Consider the following 25124-nt stretch of genomic DNA (forward strand, 5'->3'; position numbering starts at 1 on the left):
CGAACCCATCTCGACCTCTTGCTCGACCTGTTGGGCCTTGTGCATCGGAGAAGATTGATGATCGATCGCCGTATCCTGCTGGCGTCCGCAGCCGGCCTGTTCAGTTTCGCCGGCTTCCGCTGGCTGCGCGCCACGCCGGCGAAGGCCGCCGAGAAATTCGAGATCGAGAAGACCGACGCCGAATGGCGCGCGCAGCTGACGCCGCAGCAATACGAGATCCTGCGCAAGGAGGGCACCGAGCGGCCGTGGTCGAGCCCGCTGCTCAAGGAGCATCGCAAGGGCATCTTCGCCTGCGCCGGCTGCGACCTGCCGCTGTTCTCGTCCGACACCAAGTTCGAGAGCGGCACCGGCTGGCCGAGCTTCTATCAGCCGCTGGAGAACGCCGTCGGCACCACCTCCGACCGCAGCTTCGGCATGGTGCGCACCGAGGTACATTGCCGGCGCTGCGGTGGCCATCTCGGCCACGTCTTCGACGACGGCCCGAAGCCGACCGGACTGCGCTACTGCATGGACGGTCTGGCGCTGGTGTTCCACCCGGCGACGCCGTCGGCGACCTGACGCTCCTTCCCGGCAATTGTTGCCTGCCCGGCAATTGTGCCCCGGTCCAACGACCGGGGCTTCTTTTTCAAGCGCATGATTTTGTTGCATTTTGTTTCCTGGCACGAGCCTTGCGACATGCTCCGCCGATGCGGCCATTGTTCTGATCGCCAGCCGCCGGAAATCGAATTGGAGAACATGTCATGGGTATCTTCGGCGCTCTTACGACCGCGGTCGGCGGCCTGCGCGCAGGGTCGTATGCACTGGAAAACATCTCCGGCAACATCGCCAACTCGCAGACCACGGCGTTCAAGCGCATCGATACCTCGTTCCTCGACCTGGTGCCGCAGACGGCGCTGACCGCGCAGCTCGCCGGCGGCGTCACCGCGCAGTCCCGCTCCACCAACTCGGTGCAGGGCGACGTGCAAGCGGCGTCGGTGGCGACCTTCATGGCGATCAACGGCAACGGCTTCTTCGCGGTGCAGAAGCCCGGCGCCTTCACCGACGGCTCCCCGGTGTTCGACGGCGTCGACCGCTACACCCGCCGCGGTGACTTCCAGCTCAACAAGGACGGCTATCTGGTCAACGGCGCCGGCTACTATCTCGAGGGCGTGCCGATCGACCCGACCACCGGCAACCCGGCCGGCTCTTCGCCCGAGGTGCTGCGCTTCAAGAACGACTTCCTGCCGGCGCAGCAGACCACCAAGATCGACTACCGCGCCAACCTCGCGGCCTATCCGCTGACCACGCAGCACGACACCTCGGTTCCGGGCTCCGAACTGCTGCGGCCCGGCTCGTTCAGCTCCGGACACAACCCGGTGGTGCTGGGCACGCCGGCCGCGCCCTATACCGATGCTGCGGTCACCGGCACCGCGCAGAGCAACAAGGCGACGCCATCGGTCGCCAACAGCGCCAGCACCGCGCTGAGCGGTGCCGCGGGCACCAACTCGATTTCCTCCAATTTCGTCGCCGGCGACACCATCACGATCAACGGCACCGTCTACACTTTCGTGGCGTCCGGTGCGACCGGCAACCAGTTCAACGTCACCGACACCATCGGCACGCTGCTCACCACCATCAACGGCATCACCAACTCCTCGCCCGCGTCCTCGATCGCCGCCAATGGCGCCATCACGCTGCACTCCGGCACCAACGCCGACCTCCTGATCCAGAGCTCGAACACCACCGCGCTGCAGGCCCTCGGCTTCACCGGTTCGGCGGTTGCGAACCGCGGCGGCGGCGGCACCGTGGGCACGGGTCAGGTGATCGGCAACGACGCCACGACGTTCCGCGACGAATCGATCGCCGGCGGCTCGGTGACCGCCTATGACGTGTCGGGCGCGCCGGTGAACCTGCAATTCCGCTGGGCCAAGACCGACAGCGCCTCGCTCGGCGCCGGCCATACCGACAACTGGAACCTGTTCTACCAGGTCGATCCCAATGCCACCGGCACCAACGTCGCTTGGCAGAACGTCAACATCAACTTCACCTTCGGTGCGAACGGACAGATGTCGCCGGCGATCGCCTCGGTGACGCTGAACAATGCCGTCGTCAACGGCGTGTCGCTCGGCAATCCCGTGATCAATTTCGGCACCGGCGGCGTCACCCAGTTCGCGGACTCCAACGGCAACGTTCAGGTCAACCAGATCCAGCAGGACGGCTTCCCCGCCGGCCAGCTGCAATCGGTCAGCGTCTCGACCAACGGCCGCATCGTCGGCAACTACACCAACGGCCGCAATATCGACCTTGCCGAAATCTCGGTCGCGACCTTCAACGGCACCAATTTCCTCAAGCGCATCGACGGCGGCGCGTTCGAGGCGACCGACGAATCCGGCGCGGCGCTGTTCGGCAAGTCCGGCACCATCGTCGGCTCGTCGCTGGAAAGCTCGAACACCGACATCGCCGACGAGTTCACCAAGCTGATCGTGACCCAGCAGGCGTATTCGGCCAACACCAAGGTGATCACCACCACCAACTCGATGGTGCAGGACCTGCTGAACGTGGTGCGGTGATCGCATCGGTGATGCGGGCAAGAGTAAAGGCGAGTAACAGAACATGGGTTTGAGCCAAGCCCTTTCCACCGCGATGTCGGGCCTGCGCGCCACGCAGGCCTCGCTGTCGCTGGTGTCGTCGAACGTCGCCAATGCGGAGACGCCCGGCTACGTCAGGAAGACGTTGAACCAGGTCGCCGGCACCACCGGCGAATTCGGCTCGAGCGTCCTGATCGCCGGCGTCAATCGCCAGCTCGACGAGTTCCTGCAGGCCCAGCTGCGCACCGAGACCTCGGGCGCGGCCTATGCCGACGTCCGCTCGGACTTCCTGACCAACCTGCAAGGCGTCTACGGCAATCCGGATTCCACCGGCACGATCGAGGACGCCTACAACAAGTTTCTCACCGCGCTGCAGGGCCTGTCGACCAGCCCGGAATCGCAGTCGGCGCGCATCAGCGCCGTCAACGCCGCGCAGTCGCTGGCGCAGCAGCTCAACGCGACCTCGCAGGGAATCCAGACCCTGCGCGCCAATGCCGAGGCCGGCATCAGCGATTCCGTCAGCACCGCCAACAATGCGATGCAGCAGATCGCGCGCATCAATGTCCAGCTGCAGGCCGCCACCGGCACCAGCGACGCCTCGACCGGGGCCTTGCTCGATGAGCGCGATCGCTACATCACCCAGCTGTCGCAGCTGATGGACATCCGCACCGTCACCAACAGCCAGAACCAGGTGACCGTGTTCACCAACTCCGGCGTGCAACTGGTCGGCTCCGAGGCGGCGACGCTCAGCTTCAACGCCCAGGGCACGATGACGCCCACCGCGTTGTCCAACCCAGACCCGACCAAGAGCACCGTCGGCACCATCACCATCAATTTCCCGCATGGCGGCAGCTACGACCTGGTGTCGACCAACTCGATCCGCTCCGGCAAGATCGCGGCCTATCTCGAGCTGCGCGACAAGACGCTGGTGCAGGCGCAGACGCAGATCGACCAGTTGGCGGCCTCGATGTCGAGCGCGCTGTCGGACAAGACCACCGCCGGCACCGCAGCCACGGCGGGCGCGCAGACCGGCTTCGACATCGATCTGTCCGGGCTGCAGAGCGGCAACACCATCCATCTCACCTACAAGGACAACGCCACCGGCGTCACGCACAATCTGTCGATCATCCGGGTCGACGATCCAAGCGTGCTGCCGCTGAGCAATACCACGACCGTCGATCCGAACGACGAGGTGCTGGGGGTCGATTTCTCCGGCGGCATGAGCTCGGTGCTGGCGCAGCTCAACGGCGCGCTGGGCTCCACCGCGGGCCTGCAGTTCTCCAATCCCTCGGGTTCGACCTTGCGGGTGGTCGACGACGGCGCCACCAACCGTTCCGACATCACCGCGGCATCGGTCACCACGACGGTGTCGTCGCTGACATCGGGCGATCCGCATTTGCCGCTGTTCACCGACAATGGCGGCCTCTACACCGGCGCGATCAACGCGAGCGGCTCGCAGACCACCGGCCTTGCCGCACGGATCAGCGTCAACACCGCCCTGATCGGCGATCCCTCGCGGATGGTGATCTTCGCGACCAATCCGCAGACGCCCGCCGGCGACACCACGCGCGCCAACCTCATTCTGAACCAGCTGTCGACGGCTTCCTTCAGCTATTCGCCGCAGACCGGGCTCGGCACCACCGGCGCACCGTTCACCGGAACGCTGCTCAACTTCACGAAACAGTTCATCAGCCAGCAGGGCGAGGCGGCGACCGCCGCCAAGCAGCTGGCCGATGGTCAGGACGTCGTGCTGAACACGCTGCAGAGCAAGATGGACTCGGTTTCGGGCGTCAACATGGATGAGGAGATGGCGCATCTCCTGGCGCTGCAGAATGCCTATTCTGCCAATGCGCGCGTGATGTCGTCGATCAAGCAGATGTACGACACGCTGCTGCAGATCGCGGGAGGATAACATGACGATCAGCGGCGTTAGCGGCAAGACTTCCTATATCGGCACGACGATCGTCAATCTGCGCAATCAGCTCAACGATCTGACGACCCAGCTTGCGACCGGCAAGGTGTCGACGACCTATGCAGGGCAGGGGCTCGACCGCGGCTTCGCGCTCAGCCTGCGTGCGCAGATCAGCAGCATCAACGCGTTTTCCGACACCGCGACCAACCTCAACACCCGCCTGAGCGTCGCCAATCTCACCCTGCAGGGCTTGTCCGACATCAATGCCCAGGTCAAGAACGCGGCGACCACGGCGACGCTGACGCTCAACGACAGCGGTCAGACCTCGGGCCAGATCACCGCGCAGGCCGCGTTCGCCAACGCGGTGTCGATGCTGAACAGCCAGTCGGGCGACCGCTATCTGTTCTCCGGCCGCGCCATGGACACGCCGGCCACCGTTTCCGCCGACACCATGCTCTACGGCACGGCGACCCAGGCCGGCCTCACCCAGCTCATCAAGGAGCGCAAGCAGGCCGATCAGGGCACTAACGGCATGGGCCGCCTGACCGTGTCGTCGCCGCCGGCGCCGACGACGGTGACCAGCGTCGCCGAGGACGGTTCGGCGTTCGGCCTCAAGCTGCTGTCGGTGCAGTCGTCGCTGACCGGCGCTACGGTGACGCAGCCGACCGGCACGCCGAAGTCGGCCTCGGTCGATCTCGGTCCGGTCAATCCGAACGACGGCGACAAGATCAAGTTCAACTTCACGCTGCCCGACGGCACGACGGAAGCGATCGAACTGACGGCGACCACCACGAACCCACCGCCGGGGGGCTCGTTCCTGATCGGCGCCAACAGCGCGGCGACGTCGGCGAACCTGCAGACGACGCTGACCGCGTCGATCAAGACCTTGAGCGACACCTCGCTGGTCGCCGCCTCCGCGATCGCGGCATCGAACAATTTCTTCAATCCGGTGGCGACGATTTCGGGCGCCGCGGTCAACAACCGGAACACACCGCCGGCGCCGATCACCGGCGCCACGGCGCTGTCGGGCGCGCCCGGCACCGACTCGCTGTCGGCAAGCTTCGCGGCCGGCGACACCATTACGGTGAACGGCACCCAGATCACTTTCGTGGCGTCTGGCGCGACCGGCAACCAGCTCAACATTACCGACAGCGTGCAGACGCTGATGGCGAAGATCGATCAGATCAGCGGCACCAAGAACGCGTCGACCATCAGCAACGGCGCGATCACGCTGCACGGCGCCGACGGCGCGGACCTGTCGATCTCGAGCTCCAATGCGGCGGCGCTCGGCGCGCTCGGCATCGCCAACAACACCACCGCGAACCCGGCGCCGCTCAGGGTCGGCGGCCCGCCGTTCGACACCGCTTCCAATCTGGTCGCGGGCACGCCGGCCAACACGGTCTACTGGTACACCGGCGAGAACGGTCCGGGCTCGGCGCGCGGCACTGCGGTGGCGCAGGTCGACCAGTCGATCTCGGTGCAGTATGGCGCCCGCGCCAACGAACAGTCGTTCCGCTATCTGCTGCAGAACGTTGCGGCCTATGCCGCGGTCACCGCCAATGCCAGCAATCCGAATGCGAGCCAGCAGGTCACCGCGCTGGCGCAGCGAATTTCGGCGAACCTCGCGCCGCAGAACGGCCAGCAGCAGATCCAGGACGTGCAGGCCGAGTTCGCCGGCGCGCAGACCGCGACCAAGGCGGCGACCGACCGCCAGACCCAGCTCAAGGGCATGGCGGAAACCATGCTCGACTCGGTCGAGGGCGTGAACCAGGACGAGGTCGCGACCAAGATCCTGGCGCTGCAGACCAGCCTGCAGGCGTCGTACCAGACCACGTCGATGCTGTATCAGACGACGCTGCTGAAATATCTGCCGATCGGCTGATCGAAGCCGCGGACAAGAAAAAGGCCTCCACGCGGAGGCCTTTTTGCCGTTGGGGCAGGGAACGCCTACGCGCTCTTGCGCGCGTCGTCCTGATCGGCCGCCTTCAGGCTTCGCGCGCTTTCCAGCAGCTTCTCCTCGTGGGCGATCAGCTTCTTGGATTCCTTCAGCGCATGATAGAGATCGCCGTTGAGGATGAAGTTGTTGATGCCCTCGATGAACGGCCAGGCGCTCGGCATCGCCGTGATGATGTCGCGCACCAGGCTGAAATAGGTCGGGTGGTGCGCCATCGGATCCGGCGACAGATACATCAGCTGTACGGCGAGATAGATCAGTTTCGCCGGCGTATCGGCGGTCTCCGGCGTCAGGATGTCCTTCTCGCGCAGGATCGGGATGCGGTCGCCGTCGATCAAGAGGCGGGCGCGCTGATCGGTGTTGGTGATCACGCAGCTGCCGACGATGATGCGCTCGTTCGGTTTGAGTTCGACCTTCAGGGCCATGCTCGTTCTCCTTTGCCGGCTCGCGCGGACGTCGTTGTCGCAGATCGAAGTTGAGTTCGGCACTGCTTAGCAGCCACTGACGCGGCGGAGGGCCGATGCGACAGCGATCCTTTCCCATGATGGTTAACGCTTGGTGAACGAAGCGCACCCGCAGCCGGTGGCGCTGCGCGGAAAGTATCAGTCGCCTCAGTAGTTTTCGGGACGAAGCTCGTCCTGTCGCGGCAATTTTATTCTTCTGCATTTGTCTCAAATGCCGTTGCGGAGATTTTGTTTTCCTTCGCGGCTGCCCGCCACGATCGGAACACCCGCCCGATCAGAAAGGATTGGAGCGGCTTTTTCCCTCAGTTTCACACCAGAAAGGTATGAAAATGTCCGATATCGTCCTCTCCGCCTCGGTTCGTCAGAACCTGCTCTCCCTCCAGTCCACCGCCGATCTGCTCTCCACCACGCAGAACCGCCTTGCCACCGGCAAGAAGGTCAACACGGCGCTCGACAACCCGACCAACTTCTTCACCGCGCAATCGCTGGACAACCGCGCCAGCGACATCAACAACCTGCTCGACGGCATCGGCAACGGTGTGCAGGTGCTGCAGGCTGCCAACACCGGCATCACCTCGCTGCAGAAGCTGGTCGATACCGCGAAGTCGATCGCCAACCAGGTGCTGCAGAGCCCGACCGGCTACTCCGCCCGCTCGAGCGTCAGCTCGGTGGCGGCGCTTGGCGGAACGGCGACGAACCTGGTCGACGGCACCACCATCAAGAGCGGTGACGTGCTGGCGATCGCGGCCTCGGCCGGCCAGCCTGCCTTCAGCTTCACGTTCGGTGCCAGCACGTCGCTGGCGCAATTGAACACGGCGCTTTCGGCCAGCAACCTGTCGGCGACCCTCGACAGCTCGAACAAGCTCGTCATCACCACGACGAACGATGCGGCGTCCTCGACCATCGGAGCGGTGACCTTCACCAACACCGGCGGCGGCACCGCCACGTTTGGTGCGGCGGGCACGGCTCCGGTTGCTGATGCGGCCTCGCAGTCGGCCCGTGCCGCGCTGGTGGCGCAGTACAACAACACCATCGCGCAGATCACGACGACGGCGCAGGATGCATCGTTCAACGGCGTCAACCTGTTGAGCGGCGACAGCTTGAAGCTGACCTTCAACGAGACCGGCAAGTCGACGCTCTCGATCACCGGCGTCAAGTTCGATGCCGCCGGCCTCGGCCTCAATGCGCTGACCGCGGGCACCGACTTCCTCGACAACAACTCGGCGAACAAGGTGATCTCGACGTTGAGTTCGGCGAGCTCTGCATTGCGCAGCCAGGCCTCGACGCTGGGCTCGAACCTGTCGATCGTGCAGATCCGTCAGGACTTCTCGAAGAACCTGATCAACGTGCTGCAGACCGGCTCGTCCAACCTGACGCTGGCCGACACCAACGAGGAAGCGGCCAACAGCCAGGCGCTGTCGACCCGCCAGTCGATCGCGGTGTCCGCGCTGGCGTTGGCCAACCAGAGCCAGCAGAGCGTGCTGCAGCTGCTCCGCTAAGCGCGGTGCCGGATGGCTTCGAAACGGCGGGGGAAACCCCGCCGTTTTTGTTTGCTCCAGCTAAACTACGGTGCCGCGAGAAGGACGCATTTCGTAACGGCTGCTAACCATATTTAAAGGCGCCGGATGCATAAATATCGGGCGCTAGAATTGCGTCCCCGCGGCTCGAGAAATCCGCTTCCCATCGAGGTCATTGAATGTCGAATGCAGCCCAGGCCTACGCACGCACGTCCACCGTGACGGCGTCGCCCCGTGAAATCGAAGCGCAGGCTCTGTTAAAGGCCGCCCGGCAGCTGCAGGAAGTCCAGACCAATTGGAACGGTGCCGACAAGGCACTGGATCAGGCACTGCTGTTCAACCGCCGCCTGTGGTCGATCTTCCTCAGCGCAGCGCAGGGCGACGACAATCCGCAGCCGCTCGAGGTCCGGCAGAACATCGCCAATATCGGCGTCTTCGTCATGAAGCAGACCGTCGACATCCAGATGAATCCCGATCCAGCGAAGCTGAAGTCGCTGATCGACATCAACTGCAATCTCGCCGCCGGCCTGTCCGGCCGCGCCTGATCGATCGTTTTTCGGCGGAGCCTCCGGCATGGCCGACCTGATGAGCATCCTGTCGGCCAACTACAAGGCGGTGGGGCTGTCGGTTCCGTCCAAGACGCCCTATGTTGCGGTCGATCCGACGCTCTACGAGGGTAGCTGGAGCGGCAAGTACGCCAACAACAAGTCGTTCAATGTCACCGTGTCGAATGTCGACGGCTTCCGCGCCAAGGTGCACTACCAGAGCGACGGGACCAGCAAGTATCAGGACGTGCTGATCAAGGACAGCGCGTTCCGGATCGGCGATACCAAATTCTCGCTGGTGCAGAAGGGCACGGCGCTGATCGCCAATGTCGTCACCGATCCCGCCACCGGATCGACCTACCTCGACAAGGCCTACGCCACGCAGAAGACCTGAGAGCTTCCGCTCAGGCGCGGCGGTCAGTGGCACGCAGCCGCGTCGGCGCATCCTTGCTGAGGTCGAGGGCGTGGAAATAGGCGCGGCGGCGCAGCACCGCTTCTTCCGGATACTGCTTCACCACCAGATTGGTGCGATTGTCGACCACCTGGTAGACCACGGCGCGGGCATCGCGGTCGATGATGACCTGGTTGGTGACTGACGCGGATGCAGCCTGATTGGACAGCGACGCATTGACTGCGTTCGGATCGATGGTGACGCGCGTGACCGGCTCCGGAGCGGTGACGCTCTGGCTCGCCGGCAGCTCGGTCGGAACTGCCTTCTGCGCCGTCTCGCTCGCGGGCGGGAGTATCGGCGCCGCAACCGGTGCCCCCACCGGCTTGATGTTGAAATCCGTACTCATGGCAGCCTCATAGTGCGAAAGCACTAGTTTGCTTGAGTCAAATCCCAACCCCTCCTGTTCCGCAACTCTACGGGGAACCTCTCAACAGGCTGTTAGAGAACACGCTGAACGCCGCGCTGACCTGGGCGCGGCGAATTGATGAAAATTGTAGGCGATCGCCTCAGAGCGAGCGGCTGACGGCGATCGGCCGCATGTTGCGCGGACCGGGCGCGGCACGCTGGCCGTTCGCGGTGTAGGTGTTCGGGATGTTGCGGCGCTGCACCTCGGCGTTGACGCCGCGCACGATGCCTTCGGACACCGCATGCGCGGTCGCAAGCACCGTCAGATTGACCTGCAGCATGGCGCGGAAGGTGTCGTGATGGCGCCGCAGCGTCGCCAGCAATTCGGGATCGGTCTGCGTCAGCATCTTCTGCATCGATTTCAGATGCTCGACCGCGAGCATGTAGCGCCGCGACAGCTCCGACTTCTCGGTCTCGAGCCGGATCGCCTCGCGGATCTTGCCGGCGCGCACGAACTCGGTTTCCTGCTCGACCACGGCGAGCAGCGCGCTCATCACCTCCGTCAGCTCGTTGGCGAGCCGCGCGACGTCGGGCGGCGTCGGATGTGCCGGCCGCGCGGCGGGGGCGGAGGCGGACCGCTGCTGGGGACGCTGGTTCATCGCGCTGCTCCTCGAGACCGAATTAGCTCTTGTTCGCTTGCTGCAGGATCAGCGAGCGGAACACTTCATTGGAAATGCCGACGCCGCCGGACTTGGCAAAATTCTTCGCATACTGGTCGGTCAGCATCGATCGCCACGGGCCGGTGCCGACGGTGTCGCCGAACGGGCCGTCGCCCTTCAGCCCGGTCGTCATCTGCGAGAACATCGTGTTCAGGAACATCGATTCGAAATCGGTCGCGGTCGCCTTGGCCTTGGCCTGCGCCTGCGGCGACACCTTCTGCAGCGCCTCCTGCAGCACCGGATCGGGGCGGCCGTTGAACATCGGCATCAAGGCCTTGTTCGGCATGCTGCCCGCGGTGGAGTTGATCAGGCTTGCCATCACATCACCTCGATGTCGGCTTCGATCGCGCCGGCAGCCTTGATCGCCTGCAGGATGCTGATCAGATCGCGCGGTCCGATGCCGAGGCCATTGAGGCCGTCGACCAGCTGCTGCAGCGACACGCCGTTGCGGACCACCGCGAATTTCTTGCCGTCCTCGGTGACCTGAACGCTGCTACGCGGCGTCACCACGGTGCGGCCGCGCGACAGCGGATTGGGCTGGCTGACCTGCGGGCTCTCCGAGATCGTGACGGTGAGGTTGCCCTGCGCCACCGCGACGGTGGCGACGCGAACGTCGCGGCCCATCACGATGATGCCGGAACGCTCGTCGATCACGATCTTGGCCGCGAGATCAGGGTCGACCTGCAGCTGCTCGATCTCGGTCAGGAAGGCGACGACGTTGCCCTTGAACTCCGGTGGGATCGAAAGCTGCACGGTGGAGGGATCGAGCGGCTCGGCTGTCTTGACGCCGAGATAGTCGTTCACTGCGGCGGCGATCCGCTTGGCCGTCGTGAAGTCGGCGTTGCGCAGCGCGAGGCGGACGTTGGGCAGGCGGTTGAGCGCGAACTCGATCTCGCGCTCGATGATGGCGCCGTTGGCGATGCGGCCGACGGTCGGCACGCCGCGCACGATTTTTGCCGCTTCGCCCTCGGCATTGAAGCCCGAGATCGCCAGCGTGCCCTGCGCCACGGCGTAAACGTTGCCGTCGGCGCCGAGCAGGGGGGTGACGAGCAGGGTGCCGCCGCGCAGATCCTTGGCGTCGCCGAGCGCCGAGACGGTGACGTCCATCCGCGTGCCCTGGGTGCCGAAGGCCGGCAGATTGCCGGTCACCATCACCGCGGCGACGTTGCCGGTGCGGATGGTGGCGCCGCGGATGTTGACACCCATGCGTTCAAGCATCGCCTGCAGCGACTGCTTGGTGAAGGGGATGTTGTTCAGGGTGTCGCCGGTGCCGTTGAGGCCGACCACGAGGCCGTAGCCGATCAGCTGGTTCTGGCGCACGCCCTCGATATTGGCGAGGTCCTTGATCCGCGACGTCGCCGCAGCGGGCATGACCGATGCCGCCAGCGCCAGCAGCGCGGCGCAGGTCATGACGAAGTGTCTTGCGGTGCGGATGCCGGGCATCCCGATGCTCCCCTCAAACTTAACTCGTGGATCGCGCGACGCTCCCATGACGGCGATCCGCAATTAACCATGCGAGCCTCGTGCCAGCGGGTTTCTCCGGCGCAATGTGTTGATAGCTTTATCGAAATTGTCGGCGCGCCGTTTTGCTCCGGTTCGCCACCCCGCGCGAAACTGCCGCGCGGCGGCAGAAATTGCCGGGTCGTTTACGCGCCGTTAACCATAAGGCGGCGAAGCTTGCGGCACTCAGGCCCGCGGGATCATGGCGATGCGCATTTACGGACCGAACGGCACCACACTTGGCGCGCCCACCAGCGCCACGCGCCGCACCTCGTCGGGCGGCTTCTCGCTGCCCGACACCACGTCGGCGCAGGAGGAGGTCCGTTCCACCGCCGCACCGAAGGCCGCGGCCGGCATTGACGGGCTGCTCGCGCTGCAGGGCGTCGAAGACCCGACCGAACGCCGCAAGCGCTCGGTGGCTCGCGGCCGGGGTGCGCTCGACGTGCTCGACGATCTCAAGCTCGGACTGCTCTCCGGCAATTTCGATGCCTCGACCGTGAACCGACTGCGCAGCGCCGCGGCGAGCCTGAAGGAATCTTCCGGCGACCCCGGCCTCGATGCCGTGCTCGGCGAGATCGAGCTGCGCGTCGAGGTCGAGCTCGCCAAGGCCGGGCAATTCTGATCCCTCTGGCATTTCGCTAGCTCACCTCAGGCCGCAAGTAGCTCAGGCCGCCAGCGCCTTGCGCTGCGCGTCGTAGCGGCGCTGTGCCGCCAGCACCTCCTTCAAATTCTGTTCGGCCCAGTCGCGCAGCGGATCGACCGCCTCGGCGAGCGTCAGTCCCAGCGGCGTGATCGAATACTCCACCGTCACCGGAACCGTCGCAATCGCACGGCGGCGGAGCAGCCCGTCGCGTTCAAGGCTTTTGAGAACTTGCGACAGCATCTTCTGCGAGATTCCTTCAATTGCGCGCCGTAACTGATTGAAGCGCATGGGCTCGCCGCGCAGCAGCAACAGGATCAGCACGGCCCATTTGTCGCCGATCCGGTCGAGGATCTGGCGGGTCGGGCAGCCGGCGGCATAGGCGTCCGGTTTCAGGTGCGAGGCTTTCATCGCGGTCACTCCGGCGTAATCAGGTGAGGCAAAAGTGCGTTCTTCACACCTACATCCGTTTCGCTATCTAGTCACCATTGGAAACCATCCATCGGAGACTTGAGATGAAGATCGCCATCGCCGGCGCGTCCGGCCAGGCCGGCTCGCGCCTCACCGCGGAACTGGCCCGCCGCGGCCATACCGTCACCGCCATCGCCCGCAACCCGGAGAAGATCGCTGCACTGCCCAACGTCACCGCCGTCAGGGGTGACGTGAACGACCAGGCTGGCCTCACTGCGCTGTGGGCCGGCCATGATGCTGCGATCAGCTCGATCCACTTCCTGGATAGCGACCCGGCCAAGCTGATCGGGGCGGCCAAACAGTCCAAGGTCGGCCGCTACCTCGTGGTCGGCGGGGCCGGCAGCCTCGAAGTGGCGCCCGGCGTCCGCCTGGTGACAACCCCAGGCTTTCCGCCCCAATACAAGGCCGAGGCCCAGAAAGGGGCCGACTTCCTCGACCTGCTGCGCCAGGAGAAGGAGCTGAACTGGACCTTCCTGTCGCCCTCGGCGCTGTTCGTGGCCGGGGAGCGGACCGGCAAGTTCCGCCTCGGGACCGACCAGCTGCTGACCGGGACGGACGGAAAAAGCTGGATCTCGTTCGAGGATTTCGCAGTTGCACTCGCCGACGAAATCGAGCGTCCGGCGCACCTGCGCCGGCGCTTTACGGTCGGTTATTGAGGCCGCCGGGCTGCCTCCGGCCGGGCCGGATAAGTTTGCCTGTGCAAGGCCTTGGGGGCAGCCCGCTATTGCTGGTGGCAGATATTGTCTGTCACATGTCGTGGCTATATAAGGCGCCGCGCGGAGGGGTCCTGTTCCCACCGCCAGACAGGGACATGGCTGCCTTTGGAAAAGCTGAAGAACTACCGGCCGACTGAAAAAGAGCCTTTCATGAATGAGCGGCAGCGCGAATATTTCCGCGCCAAGCTGCTGTCCTGGAAGGACGAGATCCTCCGCGAATCGAAAGTCACGCTGCAAACGCTGCAGGAAGAGAACGTCAATCATCCCGATCTCGCCGACCGCGCCTCCTCGGAGACCGATCGCGCGATCGAGCTCCGTGCGAGGGATCGTCAGCGCAAGCTGATCTCCAAGATCGACGCGGCGCTGCAGCGCATCGAGGACAACACCTACGGCTATTGCGAAGAGACCGGGGAGCCGATCTCGTTGAAGCGGCTCGAAGCCCGCCCGATCGCGACGCTGTCGGTCGAGGCGCAGGAACGCCACGAGAAGCGCGAGAAGGTCTATCGCGACGAATAGTGGCGGCGGATCGCCACGCATTGCCTCCGGCGCGCACCGCCTGTAGGGTCGCGCCGCCATGATGACACGTACTCTCAACATCGCCTCGGTCTTCTTCCTGGGCTGATTCCGCTTCCTTTGGGGAAGCGCTGATCCACTCCGCGGGGCATCGCGCTTCGCGGAACTCCAGTGAACCGAATGAGCCGGCCGGGTTCCGCGCAACGCGGACCACTGAAGGCTGGCGGCAGTTTGAGAGCCAATCATGACCCATCGACACGACGCGCGTGCGCTTGACGACGCGCAAATCGAGCAATTCATCGCGCAGGGCTTTGTCAGGATCGACAACGCCTTTCCCCGCGAGCTTGCCGACCAGGGCCGCGCCATCATGTGGCGCGATCTGCCGTGCAGCGAGCACGATCCGGCGACTTGGACGCGGCCGGTGATCCGGCTGCCGGGATATGGCGGGGAGCCGTTCCGGCAGGTGATCAACACGCCGCTGCTGCACCGGGCCTTCGACCAGATCGCAGGTCCGGGCCGCTGGCTTCCGCGGGACCACATCGGAACCTTTCCGGTGCGCTTTCCGCATCCGGGCGATCCCGGCGATGCCGGCTGGCATGTCGATGTCAGCTTTCCCGGCGACGATTGCGACCCGAATGAGCGGCTCGATTTTTCGGCCTGGCGGGTCAACATCGTCTCGCGCGGCCGGGCGCTGCTGATGCTGTTCCTGTTCTCCGACGTCGGCGTGGACGATGCGCCGACCCGGATCAGGATCGGCTCGCATGCTCCGATGGCCCGCTACCTCGCGCCGGCCGGCGAGGCCGGACGGGCCCGCATGGTGCTGGACGAGGTCGGCGCCGATTGCGAGGTCGCGCTGGCGACGGGGCAGGCGGGCACGGTGTATCTGTGTCATCCTTTCCTCATCCATGCGGCGCAGAAGCATCGGGGAAGCACGCCGCGCTTCATGGCCCAGCCGGCGCTCGGCGCCGGCGAGCCGTACCGGCTCGAGCGCGGCGACGGCGCGTACTCGCCGGTCGAGATCGCGATCCGGAATGCGCTTGGAATGAGGTGAGGCGGCACTTCCACGAACTGGCTCCGCCTCTCCCGCTTGCGGGGGAGGCATAGGCCGCCTTCGGCGGCCGTCTCTAAGTGACGCCGAAGCAAAGCTTCGGCTATGTCGCATCGAAGATGCGATCCGGGTGGGGGCTCTTTCCACGACGTGACTCGTGGAGACACCCCCACCCCGACCTCCCCCGCAAGCGGGAGAGGGAGTGCAGTGCCGATGCCGCAACCATTCGCGACGATGGAGTGAGCTGACACCATGAGCACGGTTCTGGTCACGGGCGGCTCCGGCTTCATCGGCGTGCACACCATTCTGCAGCTGCTTGCCTCCGGCCACGCGGTGCGGACTACGGTGCGCAACATCGATCGGGCTGCTGACGTCATCGCGATGCTGCGCGAGGGCGGCGCTGACGCGCCCGACACAGTCGGCTTCGTCGCCGCCGATCTCTTGCGCGACGACGGCTGGCGCGAAGCGGCGGCCGGGTGCGATTACGTGCTGCATGTGGCCTCGCCACTGATTGATCGCGTGCCCGACGATGAAAACGAGCTGATCATCCCGGCGCGTGAAGGAACCTTGCGGGTGCTGCGCGCGGCGCGCGACGCCGGCGTCAAGCGCGTCGTGCTGACGTCGTCGTTCGCGGCGATCGGTTATGGCCATCCGCCGCGCGCGACGCCGTTCGACGAGACGATCTGGTCCAACATCGATGACAGCGATGTCCAGGCCTACCCGAAATCCAAGACGCTGGCCGAACGCGCCGCCTGGGATTTTGTCGCGCGCGAGGGAGGTGGCCTCGAGCTTGCCGTGGTCAATCCGACCGCCGTGCTCGGCCCGGCGCTGGGTGCGGACTTCTCGCAGTCGATCGGCATCGTCAAGGCGCTGCTCGACGGCGCGGTGCCGGCGGTGCCGCGGATCCATTTCGGCCTGGTCGACGTGCGCGACGTCGCCGACCTGCATCTGCGCGCGATGACCTCGCCCAGGGCGAGCGGCGAGCGCTTCGTCGCGGTCGCCGGCGAGACCATGTCGATGCTCGAAATCGGCCGCGTGCTGCGCGCCAAGCTCGGCAGCAAAGCGCGGCGGGTGCCGCGGTTCCAGGCGCCGGACTGGCTGATCCGGATCGCCGCGCTGCGCAACCCGGTGGCGCGCGCGACCCTGCCGCTGCTCGGCAAGGTGCGCCGTTCCACCAGCGCCAAGGCGCAGAACCTGCTCGGCTGGCGTCCGCGCGGCAATGAGGAGATGATCGTCGCGACCGCCGAGAGCCTGATCAGGCTCAACTTGGTTAAGACTTGACTTGCCGCGCCATCCGGCGCGCTTGCCAGCGGCGTTGGCGAGTGCTGAGGTGCCCCGGGCAAACGGAAGCACAAGGAGGCTGCGCCGATGGAGAGGATCCTGGCCGCCGCAAAGGCGATCGCCAGCGCACGCCGTAGCCGAGCGCCGTTGAAGGCGCTCGCCAAAGACGCCGTGCCGCGCGACGAGGCCGAGGGCTATCAGGTGCAGCGCGCGCTGCACGATCTGCTGCAAGCCCAGGTCGGCAGCCTCGTCGGCTACAAGATCGGCTGCACCAGCGCGGTGATGCAGGAATATATCGGCATCGACCATCCCTGCGGCGGCGGCGTGTTCGAGAAGGTCGTGCATGACAGTGGCGTGCAACTCGCCGCGGCGGACTACGTCCATGTCGGCGTCGAGTGCGAGATCGCGGTGCGGCTGGCGCGCAATCTCGCCGCCAGCGAAGCGCCGTTCACCGCCGAATGGGTCGGCGAGGCGATCGAGGCCTACTATCCCGCGATCGAGATCGTCGACGACCGCTACGTCAAATGGGAGACGCTGGGCGCGCCGACGCTGATCGCCGACGACTTCTTCGCCGCCGGCTGCGTGCTCGGCGAGGCGGTGCCGCGCAACACCGCGCCCGACCTGCTGCGTGTCACCGGCCGCGCGATCATCAACGGCAAGGAGGAGAGCCGCGGTACCGGCGCCGACGTGCTCGGCCATCCGCACAATGCGCTGGCCTGGCTCGCCAATCATCTCGCCGCCGAGGGCCGCGGCCTGCATGCCGGCCAGATCGTGCTGACCGGCAGCCTGATCAAGACGGTGTGGCTGAAGGCCGGCGACAGCGTCCTGATGGAGCTCGACGGGCTCGGCAAGGTCGAGGCGACGTTTACGTAGCGTTGTCTCGCCGTCATTGCGACCGAAGCGAAGCAATCCACCTCTCCGCGTCGGTAAAGATGGATTGCTTCGTCGCGTCGCTCCTCGCAATGACGGCGGCTACCGAACGATTCACACCACCATCTCGACCTTGCCGTCGCCGAGGCGGTAGATGCCGCCGACGACCTTGAGCTTGCCCTGATCGACCGCGGCGCTCAGGATCGGCGTCGCCGATTTCAGCTTGCCGATGTTGTCGATGACGTTCTGCCGGGTCGCGTTGGCCAGGAGGTCGCCGGACTTGCCTTGGCTCGCCTTCACCGCCGGCGCGAGCGCGCTGACCAGCGAGGGCAGATGGCCGGGCAGGGTGGTGCCGTCCTTCAGCGACTTGATGGTGGCGTCGACCGCGCCGCAGCTCTCATGGCCGAGCACCATGAACAGCGGCACGTTGAGCACGGCGACCGCGTATTCCAGGCTCGCAATGGTCTCGTCGCTGGCGAAATTGCCGGCGACGCGGCAGACGAACAGGTCGCCGCGGCCGCTGTCGAAGGCATATTCCGGCGCAATCCGCGAGTCCGCGCAGCTCAGGATGCCGGCGAACGGATTTTGCCCGCCGACCAGCGCCTCGCGCTCGTGCTTGAAGTCATGCCGGCGCGACACGCCGTCGACATAGCGGGCATTGCCCTTGATCAGCCGGTCCAGCGCCGCATCCGGCGACAGCACGTTCTGCGGCTTCGGCGGCGGTTTGGTTTCCTTGGCGAAGGCCTGTGCCCCGAGTGCGAGGCTGGCGGCAAGGCCGCCCGCGCCGATCATGAAGCGGCGCCGGGAGGAGCGGGCAAAATGGGCGACGTCGCAAAGCTGGCACATGAAACATTCTCCGTGAGCAAGAATCGGCGGGCACAATGGTGAGGACGCAATAGTAGTACGGAGGGAACAACGAGCAATGACAACACGACGTAAAATTGTATTCTCGCGGCGCAACGCGCCCGAGCTTTTGTGTCGATTGACCCTCCGCTTTCGCAGAGGGCGCAGGGAAAGCCGGGTGCCGGTTCGCACCCATGGGCCCGGTGCAACAAAAAGCACCGGGGTAGGACCACAGGTGTAACCGGAAACAACCCGGCTTTCCCTGCGCGATGGGTTACGGCTTATACGTGCTCTCCCCGGCGAGACTGGGCTTTTTTGTCACCGCTTTCGCAAAAACGCGTTCGCGTTTTGCGAGAGGACACCTGCCACTAGGGCGTCAGGCCTGCACGACTTCACCGTCCGCCTTGCGTGCTCTCGTCAGTTACACGCCAGGCGTCCACCGCATCTCACCGCAACACTTGTGACGACTCGCGAAGCGCCCCTCGATCGGGTGAGACGGGCGGACCATACACCTGAGTTGCTCTTCGGATAAAGCGAAATATTTTTGCGCGCGGGGATTGACAGGTTTTTTGGCGTGAGTTGCCCGTCGGGTCAGTTTGTCGCAGCCGGCACCGCGCGCTCGGTAGGGACGACGCTGCAGGAACAGCAGCGATCGATCCGCCAAATAGTTTCAAGTTCGGAGCTTGACACACCCATAACTCTACGGTTATGAATTAAACCTATAGCCAACGGGTTATCAATTCGACATGAACGCCGCCCACGACATGCTGTTTCGAACGCTCGCCGATCCGACCCGGCGCGCCATCTTCGAGCGTTTGTGCCGCGACGGCGAGCAGACCGTCGGGGCCCTGACGGCCCACGCCAAGATCTCGCAGCCGGCGGTGTCAAAACATCTTGGCGTGCTGAAGCAGGCCGGGCTGGTGCGCGACCGTCACCAGGGCCGCCAGACCCATTACAGCGCACAGCTCGGCGCGCTGGCGCCGCTGATCGACTGGACCAGCCGGATGGCCGGCTTCTGGCAGAACCGGTTCGACCACCTCGAAGATCTCCTCAAGCGAATGGACCAATGATCATGCAAGCGACCGAAACACGTTCCGCGATTGTCGAGCGCGAATTTCCGCATCCGCCGGAAAAGCTCTGGCGCGCGCTGACCCAACCGCATCTGATCGAGGAGTGGCTGATGAAGAACGACTTCAAGCCCGTGGTCGGGCACAGCTTCAATCTGCGCGGCGAGTGGGGCGGCGTGCTGGACTGCAAGGTGCTGACCGTCGAGCCGAACCGGACGCTGTCCTACACCTGGAATTTCGCGCATGACGATGCCGCCTTCAACCTCGAGAGCGTCGTGACCTTCACGCTGACGCCGACCGCCACCGGCACGCATCTGCGCGTCGAGCAGGCCGGCTTCCAGCCGCACCAGAAGCAGGCCTATGGCGGCGCCCACGCCGGGTGGAAGCAGTTTTTCGACAAGCTCGATCAGCTGCTGGTGCGCGAGGGGTGAGCCGCGCGGCGTAGCGCAGCACCATCCCCGTCATTGCGAGCCAACGGGTCGGCGCGAAGCGCCGCCCGATGACAGACTCCGCGAAGCAATCCATCGTGCAGCATATGCGGAAGCATGGATTGCTTCGTCGCTACGCGCCTCGCAATGACGGCCTCGCATTTTTGATAGCGTCTCAACAGGAGATCTCAATGAACTGGAATAGCTGGATCCGGCAGTTTCACCGCTGGACGTCGATCGCCTTCACGCTGGCCGTCATCGTCAACATGGTCGCGATGATGCAGCAGCAACAGGCGGTCTGGATCGGCCTGCTGGCGTTGTTCCCGCTGATCCTGCTGCTGCTCACCGGCCTCTATCTGTTCGCGTTGCCCTATCTGGCGCCGCGGCGGATGCGTCAGGGCTCGACCGCGGCATCCCGGATGTGATTGCATGCGGCCGAATGAGACCACGAGGCCGCCATGACTCCATCGCAACGCATCGACCAAATGATCGCCGATATCGCCGACTGGCGCGGCCAGACGCTGGCCAGCCTGCGCAAGAGCATCCTTGCCGCCGATCCCGAGATAACAGAGGAATGGAAGTGGATGGGCAGCCCGGTGTGGGAGCGCGACGGCATCATCGCGGTCGGCAATGCCCACAAGGGCAAGGTCAAGCTGACCTTCATGTACGGCGCCAAGCTGCCGGACCCCGACAAACTGTTCAACACGGGGTTCGAAGGCAATGAGCGGCGCGCGATCGATCTGTTCGAGGGCGACAAGGTCAACGAGCGGGCGCTGAAGGCCATGATTCGCGCCGCGATCGCGTTCAACCAGGCGAAGAAGAAGCCGGCGAAGACGGCCAAGAAGACAGCCACGGCGCGCGCGCCGGCGAAGAAGAGCAAGAAGGCGTGAGATGCATGCGCGCGATGCTCGGCAATGATCGTAGCCCGGATGAGCGGAGCGATATCCTGACATGCGAAGGTCCCGCATATCGCTCCGCTCATGCGGGCTACGGCTTCACTTCCGATAGCCGCGCTCCTGCAGCACAAAACTGTTGCCGTCCGGATCGGAGAACCCGGCGAAGCTGGCGTAGTCCTTGCGGGCTGGATCGAGGCCGGGCGCGAAGCTGCCGTCCCAGGCGTCGATCGGGGTCTTGTGCCTGATGTCGGCGACGGCGACGCCGCATTCGCGCAGCCGGTTGCACGCGGCCTCGAGGTCGGTCACGACGATATGGATGTTGCGCACCGATCCGGCTGGCGCCGTGGTGATGCCTTTGCCGATCTGGATCGAGCAGCTCGAGCCCGGCGGCGTGAGCTGCACGACGCGGAAGGCGGCGTTCGGTGCGTAGTCGACGTCGAGGGCGAAGCCGACCTGATCGACATAGAAGCGCAGTGCGCGATCGACGTCGCTCACCGGGAGGATGACCACTTCGACCGCGAATTTCATCGCCGTGCTGGTTTCGGTCATGGCGCTTGCGTGCTCCGAATTCAGAGATCGATGACGACGTCGCCCGTCGGCTGCGCGCAGCAGATCAGAAGGTTGCCGTCGGGCGGCATGTCGAGCGGCTGCGGGCCATAGGCGACCGCGCCTGAGATCAGGCCGCTTTCGCAGTTGTGGCAGACGCCGGTCCGGCACGACCAGCGCACCGGCACGTCGCAGGCTTCGGCGAGCTCCAGAATGCTTTGATAGGCCGACGCGTTCCAGTGCGCGGCGACGCCGCTGCGCGCGAACGAGACCATCGGGCCGGTGCCTGCATCCTCCGCGGGCGGATGCGGCGCGCGCGGTGCCGACCCGACGATGCCGGGATTGAGCGCCTCGCCGCCGTTGAAGATCTCGAGATGCTGCCGCTCCGGCGCCACGCCATAGGCGGCCAGCGCCGTTTTCATGTCGGCCATGAAGCGGTTGGGTCCGCAGATGTAGACGTCGGCGTCGCGCGGCAGGCCGATCGCATCGAACACCGCACGCGACAGATGGCCGGCCGCATCAAAATCCTCGCCGAGCTTGTCTTGCGCGTCCGGCCGGCTGTAGCAGACGTAGCTGCGCGCTTGCGGCAGCGCGCCCATCAGGCGGCGGACCTCGGCGGCAAAGGGATGGTGCTGCCGGTCGCGCGCCGCATGCAGCCACAGGGTCTTTCGCGGCGCGCGCGCCGCTGCCAGCGCCGACAGCATCGCCAGCACCGGCGTCGCGCCGATCCCGGCACTGAGCAGCACCACCGGATGTTCGCCGGATTGCAGGATGAAGCTGCCGCGCGGCGCGCTGACGTCGATGAGATCGCCGACCCTGATGTGGTCGCGCAGATAGTTTCCGGCGGCGCCATCCGGCTCGATCTTGACGCTGATGCGGTGCTGCTCGGTCGACGGCGGACCGGACAGCGAGTAGCTGCGCAGCAGCGGCCGATCGCCGGCCGGCCGCAGCCGCAGCACGATGTACTGGCCGGGCAGCGCCGGCGGCAGCTTCCGGCCGTCCGGATCGCGCATCGTCAGCGAGAGCACGTCGGCGGATTCCTGTTCGATCGCGGCAATCGCAAGCGGGCGAAATCCCGGTGCAACTGGATGCGCGGCCGAGGCCGGCGCGAGCCCGGCATTGCCGCCGGTGCCGGTTGCCTGTCCCTTCAGCAGGGCCTCGAACGACCAGCGCCATCCCGGCGACAGCGCAGCGATGCGCAGCGCGCGCTCCAGGCGATCGCGCGGATGCTCCGACGAGTAGAGCAGGGCGTTGATCTCGGCGACGGTCATGCGCTTGTCCGCTTCGCCGACCTTGACGATCTCATCGCCGGCGCCGACCTCGCCCTCGGCGAGGACGCGGAAGTAGAAGCCGGGCCGTCCGCTCGCCGTCAGCAGGGCCGGCATCCGCGGCTCGCCGACGCGAATGCCGACGCGATAACAGGTCACGCGCGGCTGCGTGACCTCGAACAGCGCGCTGCCGATCCGGTAGCGGTCGCCGATGCACACGGCATCGTCCGGCAAGCCTTCGATGGTGAAGTTTTCACCGAACTGGCCGTGGACGAAATCGGTCCGCTGCAACTGATCCTGCCAGTGGCGATAGGATTCGATCTGGTAGACGAACACGGCGCGCATCTCGCCGCCGTGACCGGCGAGGTCGCCCTGGCCGTCACCGGCGAGGTTGAGCCGGCCGACCTTGCAGCGGCCGGCCACCGGATCCTTCCAGATCCCGGTGTGCACCGTGCGGCCCTTCCACGCAATGTCGCGCGGCAGTCCGACATTCACCGACAGCAGGCGCGCCATGTCCGGCTCCGCTTTTCCTTACGCGCGGGCGAACTCTTCGACATCGAGGTTGCGGTCGGGACCGTGCGGCACCACCGACTGGCCCGGCTCGAGACGCAGCTGAACGCCGTCGAGATGGACCGTGACGATGTCGGGCTCGAACGACACCAGGCCCGCGATGCGGTGCACCTCGGGATAGGGATCGGGATACGACCAGGCCGCCTGGCGCGCGTCGCCGATCGAGAAGTAGCTGCACAGCCCTTTGTACGGACAGAAGGTCTGCAGCTTGACCGGCGTGAGCGCGGCTTCGTCGATGTCGTCGCGCGGAACGTACCAGCGCGGCGCGAAGCCCGACTCGTAGAGCACCAGCGGCCGTTTGGTGTCGGCGACGACGCGGTCGCCGTGACGGACCACGAGATTGCGCGAAGCCTGGCGAATATCGATGCGGTGATAGGGATCGGCGGCGTGGCCGACGATCCGCTCGTCTTCCTCATAGAACGCATCCATCAGGCGCCAGGCAAAGGCGATGCGCCCCTGCAGATCGCTGGCGTGGGCCGGCAGGCCGGTGTGCTGCCAGGCGCCGCGCGCCGCGACGTGCTGCGCATCGGCGCGGACGCTGTACCAGGAGGTGGGACCGAGATCGGCGTGTTGCGTAATTTGCTCGGCGCGCTCCAGCACGCCCGGCGCAATGTCGGCCTCCGGGAAGTAGGCGACCGGGTAGCGGGCCGGCTCGAACAGCAGCAGCACGTTTTCGCTGTCGGCGATAAAGGCACCGCCGAAGCGCACCCGCATCCGCCGGCGCAGCCGCTCGACATAAAGCAATCGCTTGGGCAGTGGTTCGGGCACGAGGAACCGGCCGATAGCGCCGGTCGCGAGCGGACCTTGTTGCCAGGACAATCCCATTGCTCTCCTCCCATTGCTCGGGTGATAGAGACCGGCCAATGCCGCAACGCGGATGCAGCCGTGAGCCTCCGCGACAAGGATGGCGACTTTCGGGCTGGCCGCGTGCGGCGGCACGCCTCGCCGCCGTGCATATGCGCGTCAGGATCAGCGTTCAATATCCGGGATTGCCGGCAAGTTCGCGCAGTTGATGAAATCGTCCACGGTGGCGATCCACAGAACGGCCGACAGACCCGGTTACAGCGGTGAGTATCCGGTTATGCGGAACAGTGGCTGGATCGCCGTCATGTGCGGCGATGGACTACGCCGAGATGTCGACCGCCTGGCCGGTCTTGCCGGCGTTCTTCTGGAATTCCTGCTCGATCAGGTCCTTGATCTTCTGTTCGACCGCCTTCTGCTGTTCCGGCGTCATGTTCTTCAGGTCTTCCTCGGTCAGGCCCATGCTCTTGAGGATGTTGGCGCGCATGCGGTCCATCGGGCTCATCTGCGCGAATTTGAGAAACTGCTGCTCGACGCTGTCGCCGGCGAGACCGCCCGAGGCGGCCTGGCCCGACGCGCCGGCGTTGGCGTCCTGCGGTTTCTTCAACGATCCGCTCTTCATGCTGGCCACGAGCGAGCCGTAGGCCGAGATCGACGTCGTCTGCACGCGCTTCCCCCATTGCAAATGCTGCAATGGCGGGGCAAATCGCATGCCATCGGCTGGCTGCTGCAATTTCAAACACATCGCGACGCTCCGCGCGCGTGTTCAGCGCGCGGCAGGCAGCTTCTGCCGGGTGAAGTTTGCCGCGCGCGGGCGACTACGCCTTGGTGTGCACGATCACAGGGCCCGCAACTGCGGTGGCCTGTCCGACCAGCAATGGACCGAGATTGTCGTCGATCCAGGCCAGCGCGCGGCGGTTGGCTTCCTCGGCGCCGGCGTAGTTGTTGAAGACGCTGATCGCGGTCACCGTGTCGTCGCCGGCATAGACCACGTAATAGGCCATAAAACCTTCGACGTCGCTGATGATCGGGATCGCGCCGTCCTTGATCCGGCGCGCGAGTTCTTCGGCGGTGCCAGTCTTCGCCTTGGCCTGACGGATGGCGGCATACATTGGCTGCTCCTTCCGGCTGTATCGATCGGGCTGCGCTTCGCGCAGGCACAGATGCTACGCCGGTGCGGGCGGCGACGCCA

The 25124-nt window shown here is 65.5% G+C and carries 29 protein-coding genes; 17 read left to right on the forward strand and 12 right to left on the reverse strand.

Annotated elements, in window-relative coordinates; genetic code table 11:
* Window positions 1–57: 57 nt before the first annotated feature.
* The 4 genes from msrB to CI41S_RS33715 all read left to right on the forward strand — a co-directional run bounded on the left by msrB (window position 58) and on the right by CI41S_RS33715 (window position 6361).
* Complete coding sequence (gene msrB / locus CI41S_RS33700) at window positions 58–558, forward strand: peptide-methionine (R)-S-oxide reductase MsrB (protein ID WP_139484917.1); 501 nt, start codon at window positions 58–60, stop codon at window positions 556–558.
* 182 nt (window positions 559–740) lie between these two features.
* Window positions 741–2549 carry a flagellar hook-basal body complex protein gene (locus CI41S_RS33705; RefSeq protein WP_139863344.1) on the forward strand — a complete coding sequence of 603 codons (1809 nt, stop codon included), beginning with the start codon at window positions 741–743 and terminating at the stop codon, window positions 2547–2549.
* A 43-nt stretch (window positions 2550–2592) separates the two neighbouring features.
* A complete protein-coding gene (flgK, locus tag CI41S_RS33710; RefSeq protein WP_139863345.1) occupies window positions 2593–4479 on the forward strand; it encodes a flagellar hook-associated protein FlgK in 1887 nt (628 codons plus the stop codon).
* Between the two features lies 1 nt (window position 4480).
* On the forward strand, window positions 4481–6361 hold the full coding sequence (locus CI41S_RS33715) for a flagellin family protein (RefSeq protein WP_139863346.1): 1881 nt from the start codon (window positions 4481–4483) through the stop codon (window positions 6359–6361).
* A 65-nt stretch (window positions 6362–6426) separates the two neighbouring features.
* Here CI41S_RS33715 and flbT read toward each other — a convergent pair whose 3' ends face one another.
* A complete protein-coding gene (flbT, locus tag CI41S_RS33720) occupies window positions 6427–6858 on the reverse strand; it encodes a flagellar biosynthesis repressor FlbT (RefSeq protein ID WP_139863347.1) in 432 nt (143 codons plus the stop codon).
* A gap of 368 nt (window positions 6859–7226) precedes the next feature.
* Between flbT and CI41S_RS33725 the strand changes: the two genes are divergently transcribed.
* The 3 genes from CI41S_RS33725 (at window position 7227) to CI41S_RS33735 (ending at window position 9353) form a co-directional block, all read left to right on the forward strand.
* The gene (locus CI41S_RS33725) at window positions 7227–8396 is read left to right on the forward strand and encodes a flagellin N-terminal helical domain-containing protein (RefSeq protein ID WP_139484912.1); all 1170 of its coding nucleotides are present in this window, start codon (window positions 7227–7229) and stop codon (window positions 8394–8396) included.
* 197 nt (window positions 8397–8593) lie between these two features.
* Window positions 8594–8959, forward strand: coding sequence for a flagellar biosynthesis regulator FlaF (gene flaF / locus CI41S_RS33730; RefSeq protein ID WP_139484911.1), 366 nt, complete (start codon window positions 8594–8596; stop codon window positions 8957–8959).
* A gap of 28 nt (window positions 8960–8987) precedes the next feature.
* Complete coding sequence (locus CI41S_RS33735) at window positions 8988–9353, forward strand: hypothetical protein (RefSeq protein WP_139863348.1); 366 nt, start codon at window positions 8988–8990, stop codon at window positions 9351–9353.
* Window positions 9354–9363: 10 nt separating this feature from the next.
* Here CI41S_RS33735 and CI41S_RS33740 read toward each other — a convergent pair whose 3' ends face one another.
* The 4 genes from CI41S_RS33740 to CI41S_RS33755 form a co-directional block, all read right to left on the reverse strand.
* Window positions 9364–9756 (reverse strand): hypothetical protein, encoded by a 393-nt coding sequence (locus tag CI41S_RS33740; protein ID WP_139863349.1) that lies wholly within the window; start codon window positions 9754–9756, stop codon window positions 9364–9366.
* Between the two features lie 160 nt (window positions 9757–9916).
* On the reverse strand, window positions 9917–10414 hold the full coding sequence (locus CI41S_RS33745) for a hypothetical protein (RefSeq protein WP_139863350.1): 498 nt from the start codon (window positions 10412–10414) through the stop codon (window positions 9917–9919).
* A 22-nt stretch (window positions 10415–10436) separates the two neighbouring features.
* Window positions 10437–10793 carry a flagellar assembly peptidoglycan hydrolase FlgJ gene (gene flgJ, locus CI41S_RS33750; protein ID WP_139484907.1) on the reverse strand — a complete coding sequence of 119 codons (357 nt, stop codon included), beginning with the start codon at window positions 10791–10793 and terminating at the stop codon, window positions 10437–10439.
* Window positions 10793–11884 carry a flagellar basal body P-ring protein FlgI gene (locus CI41S_RS33755; RefSeq protein ID WP_229177098.1) on the reverse strand — a complete coding sequence of 364 codons (1092 nt, stop codon included), beginning with the start codon at window positions 11882–11884 and terminating at the stop codon, window positions 10793–10795. The genes flgJ and CI41S_RS33755 overlap by 1 nt, the downstream gene beginning before the upstream one ends.
* Window positions 11885–12182: 298 nt before the next feature.
* Here CI41S_RS33755 and CI41S_RS33760 point away from each other — a divergent pair, with 298 nt between their 5' ends.
* Window positions 12183–12596, forward strand: coding sequence for a flagellar assembly protein FliX (locus CI41S_RS33760; RefSeq protein ID WP_139863351.1), 414 nt, complete (start codon window positions 12183–12185; stop codon window positions 12594–12596).
* A gap of 42 nt (window positions 12597–12638) precedes the next feature.
* Here CI41S_RS33760 and CI41S_RS33765 read toward each other — a convergent pair whose 3' ends face one another.
* The gene (locus CI41S_RS33765; RefSeq protein ID WP_172627016.1) at window positions 12639–13025 is read right to left on the reverse strand and encodes a winged helix-turn-helix transcriptional regulator; all 387 of its coding nucleotides are present in this window, start codon (window positions 13023–13025) and stop codon (window positions 12639–12641) included.
* Window positions 13026–13129: 104 nt separating this feature from the next.
* Between CI41S_RS33765 and CI41S_RS33770 the strand changes: the two genes are divergently transcribed.
* The 5 genes from CI41S_RS33770 to CI41S_RS33790 all read left to right on the forward strand — a co-directional run bounded on the left by CI41S_RS33770 (window position 13130) and on the right by CI41S_RS33790 (window position 17516).
* Window positions 13130–13741, forward strand: a complete 612-nt coding sequence (locus tag CI41S_RS33770; RefSeq protein ID WP_139863352.1) for an NAD(P)-dependent oxidoreductase — start codon at window positions 13130–13132, stop codon at window positions 13739–13741.
* Window positions 13742–13951: 210 nt separating this feature from the next.
* The gene (gene dksA, locus CI41S_RS33775) at window positions 13952–14317 is read left to right on the forward strand and encodes an RNA polymerase-binding protein DksA (RefSeq protein WP_210242725.1); all 366 of its coding nucleotides are present in this window, start codon (window positions 13952–13954) and stop codon (window positions 14315–14317) included.
* 241 nt (window positions 14318–14558) lie between these two features.
* A complete protein-coding gene (locus CI41S_RS33780) occupies window positions 14559–15365 on the forward strand; it encodes a phytanoyl-CoA dioxygenase family protein (RefSeq protein ID WP_139863354.1) in 807 nt (268 codons plus the stop codon).
* A gap of 249 nt (window positions 15366–15614) precedes the next feature.
* A complete protein-coding gene (locus CI41S_RS33785; protein ID WP_139863355.1) occupies window positions 15615–16643 on the forward strand; it encodes an SDR family oxidoreductase in 1029 nt (342 codons plus the stop codon).
* 87 nt (window positions 16644–16730) lie between these two features.
* Complete coding sequence (locus CI41S_RS33790) at window positions 16731–17516, forward strand: 2-keto-4-pentenoate hydratase (protein ID WP_139484900.1); 786 nt, start codon at window positions 16731–16733, stop codon at window positions 17514–17516.
* A 111-nt stretch (window positions 17517–17627) separates the two neighbouring features.
* Here CI41S_RS33790 and CI41S_RS33795 read toward each other — a convergent pair whose 3' ends face one another.
* Window positions 17628–18359, reverse strand: a complete 732-nt coding sequence (locus CI41S_RS33795; RefSeq protein WP_139863356.1) for a carbonic anhydrase — start codon at window positions 18357–18359, stop codon at window positions 17628–17630.
* 743 nt (window positions 18360–19102) lie between these two features.
* Between CI41S_RS33795 and CI41S_RS33800 the strand changes: the two genes are divergently transcribed.
* From CI41S_RS33800 to CI41S_RS33815, 4 genes are all read left to right on the forward strand, one after another.
* A complete protein-coding gene (locus tag CI41S_RS33800; protein ID WP_139863357.1) occupies window positions 19103–19426 on the forward strand; it encodes an ArsR/SmtB family transcription factor in 324 nt (107 codons plus the stop codon).
* On the forward strand, window positions 19423–19854 hold the full coding sequence (locus CI41S_RS33805; RefSeq protein WP_139484897.1) for an SRPBCC family protein: 432 nt from the start codon (window positions 19423–19425) through the stop codon (window positions 19852–19854). Before CI41S_RS33800 ends, CI41S_RS33805 begins: the two co-directional genes overlap by 4 nt.
* A 188-nt stretch (window positions 19855–20042) precedes the next feature.
* Window positions 20043–20276 (forward strand): hypothetical protein, encoded by a 234-nt coding sequence (locus tag CI41S_RS33810; protein WP_139863358.1) that lies wholly within the window; start codon window positions 20043–20045, stop codon window positions 20274–20276.
* 33 nt (window positions 20277–20309) lie between these two features.
* Window positions 20310–20741 (forward strand): DUF1801 domain-containing protein, encoded by a 432-nt coding sequence (locus CI41S_RS33815; protein WP_139863359.1) that lies wholly within the window; start codon window positions 20310–20312, stop codon window positions 20739–20741.
* 105 nt (window positions 20742–20846) lie between these two features.
* On the opposite strand, the gene CI41S_RS33820 is transcribed toward CI41S_RS33815, so the two are convergent.
* The 5 genes from CI41S_RS33820 to CI41S_RS33840 form a co-directional block, all read right to left on the reverse strand.
* Window positions 20847–21296, reverse strand: coding sequence for a VOC family protein (locus tag CI41S_RS33820; protein ID WP_210242726.1), 450 nt, complete (start codon window positions 21294–21296; stop codon window positions 20847–20849).
* A 20-nt stretch (window positions 21297–21316) separates the two neighbouring features.
* Window positions 21317–23074, reverse strand: a complete 1758-nt coding sequence (locus CI41S_RS33825) for an MOSC and FAD-binding oxidoreductase domain-containing protein (RefSeq protein WP_139863360.1) — start codon at window positions 23072–23074, stop codon at window positions 21317–21319.
* 18 nt (window positions 23075–23092) lie between these two features.
* Entirely contained in the window at window positions 23093–23956 is an 864-nt protein-coding gene (locus CI41S_RS33830; protein WP_139863361.1) for a DUF427 domain-containing protein, read from the reverse strand.
* Between the two features lie 298 nt (window positions 23957–24254).
* Entirely contained in the window at window positions 24255–24599 is a 345-nt protein-coding gene (locus tag CI41S_RS33835) for a hypothetical protein (RefSeq protein ID WP_139863362.1), read from the reverse strand.
* Between the two features lie 151 nt (window positions 24600–24750).
* Entirely contained in the window at window positions 24751–25044 is a 294-nt protein-coding gene (locus tag CI41S_RS33840) for an antibiotic biosynthesis monooxygenase (protein WP_139484891.1), read from the reverse strand.
* Window positions 25045–25124 lie beyond the last annotated feature (80 nt).

Origin of the sequence: Bradyrhizobium ivorense (assembly GCF_900696085.1) — a bacterium.
Taxonomy (GTDB): Bacteria; Pseudomonadota; Alphaproteobacteria; order Rhizobiales; family Xanthobacteraceae; genus Bradyrhizobium; species Bradyrhizobium ivorense.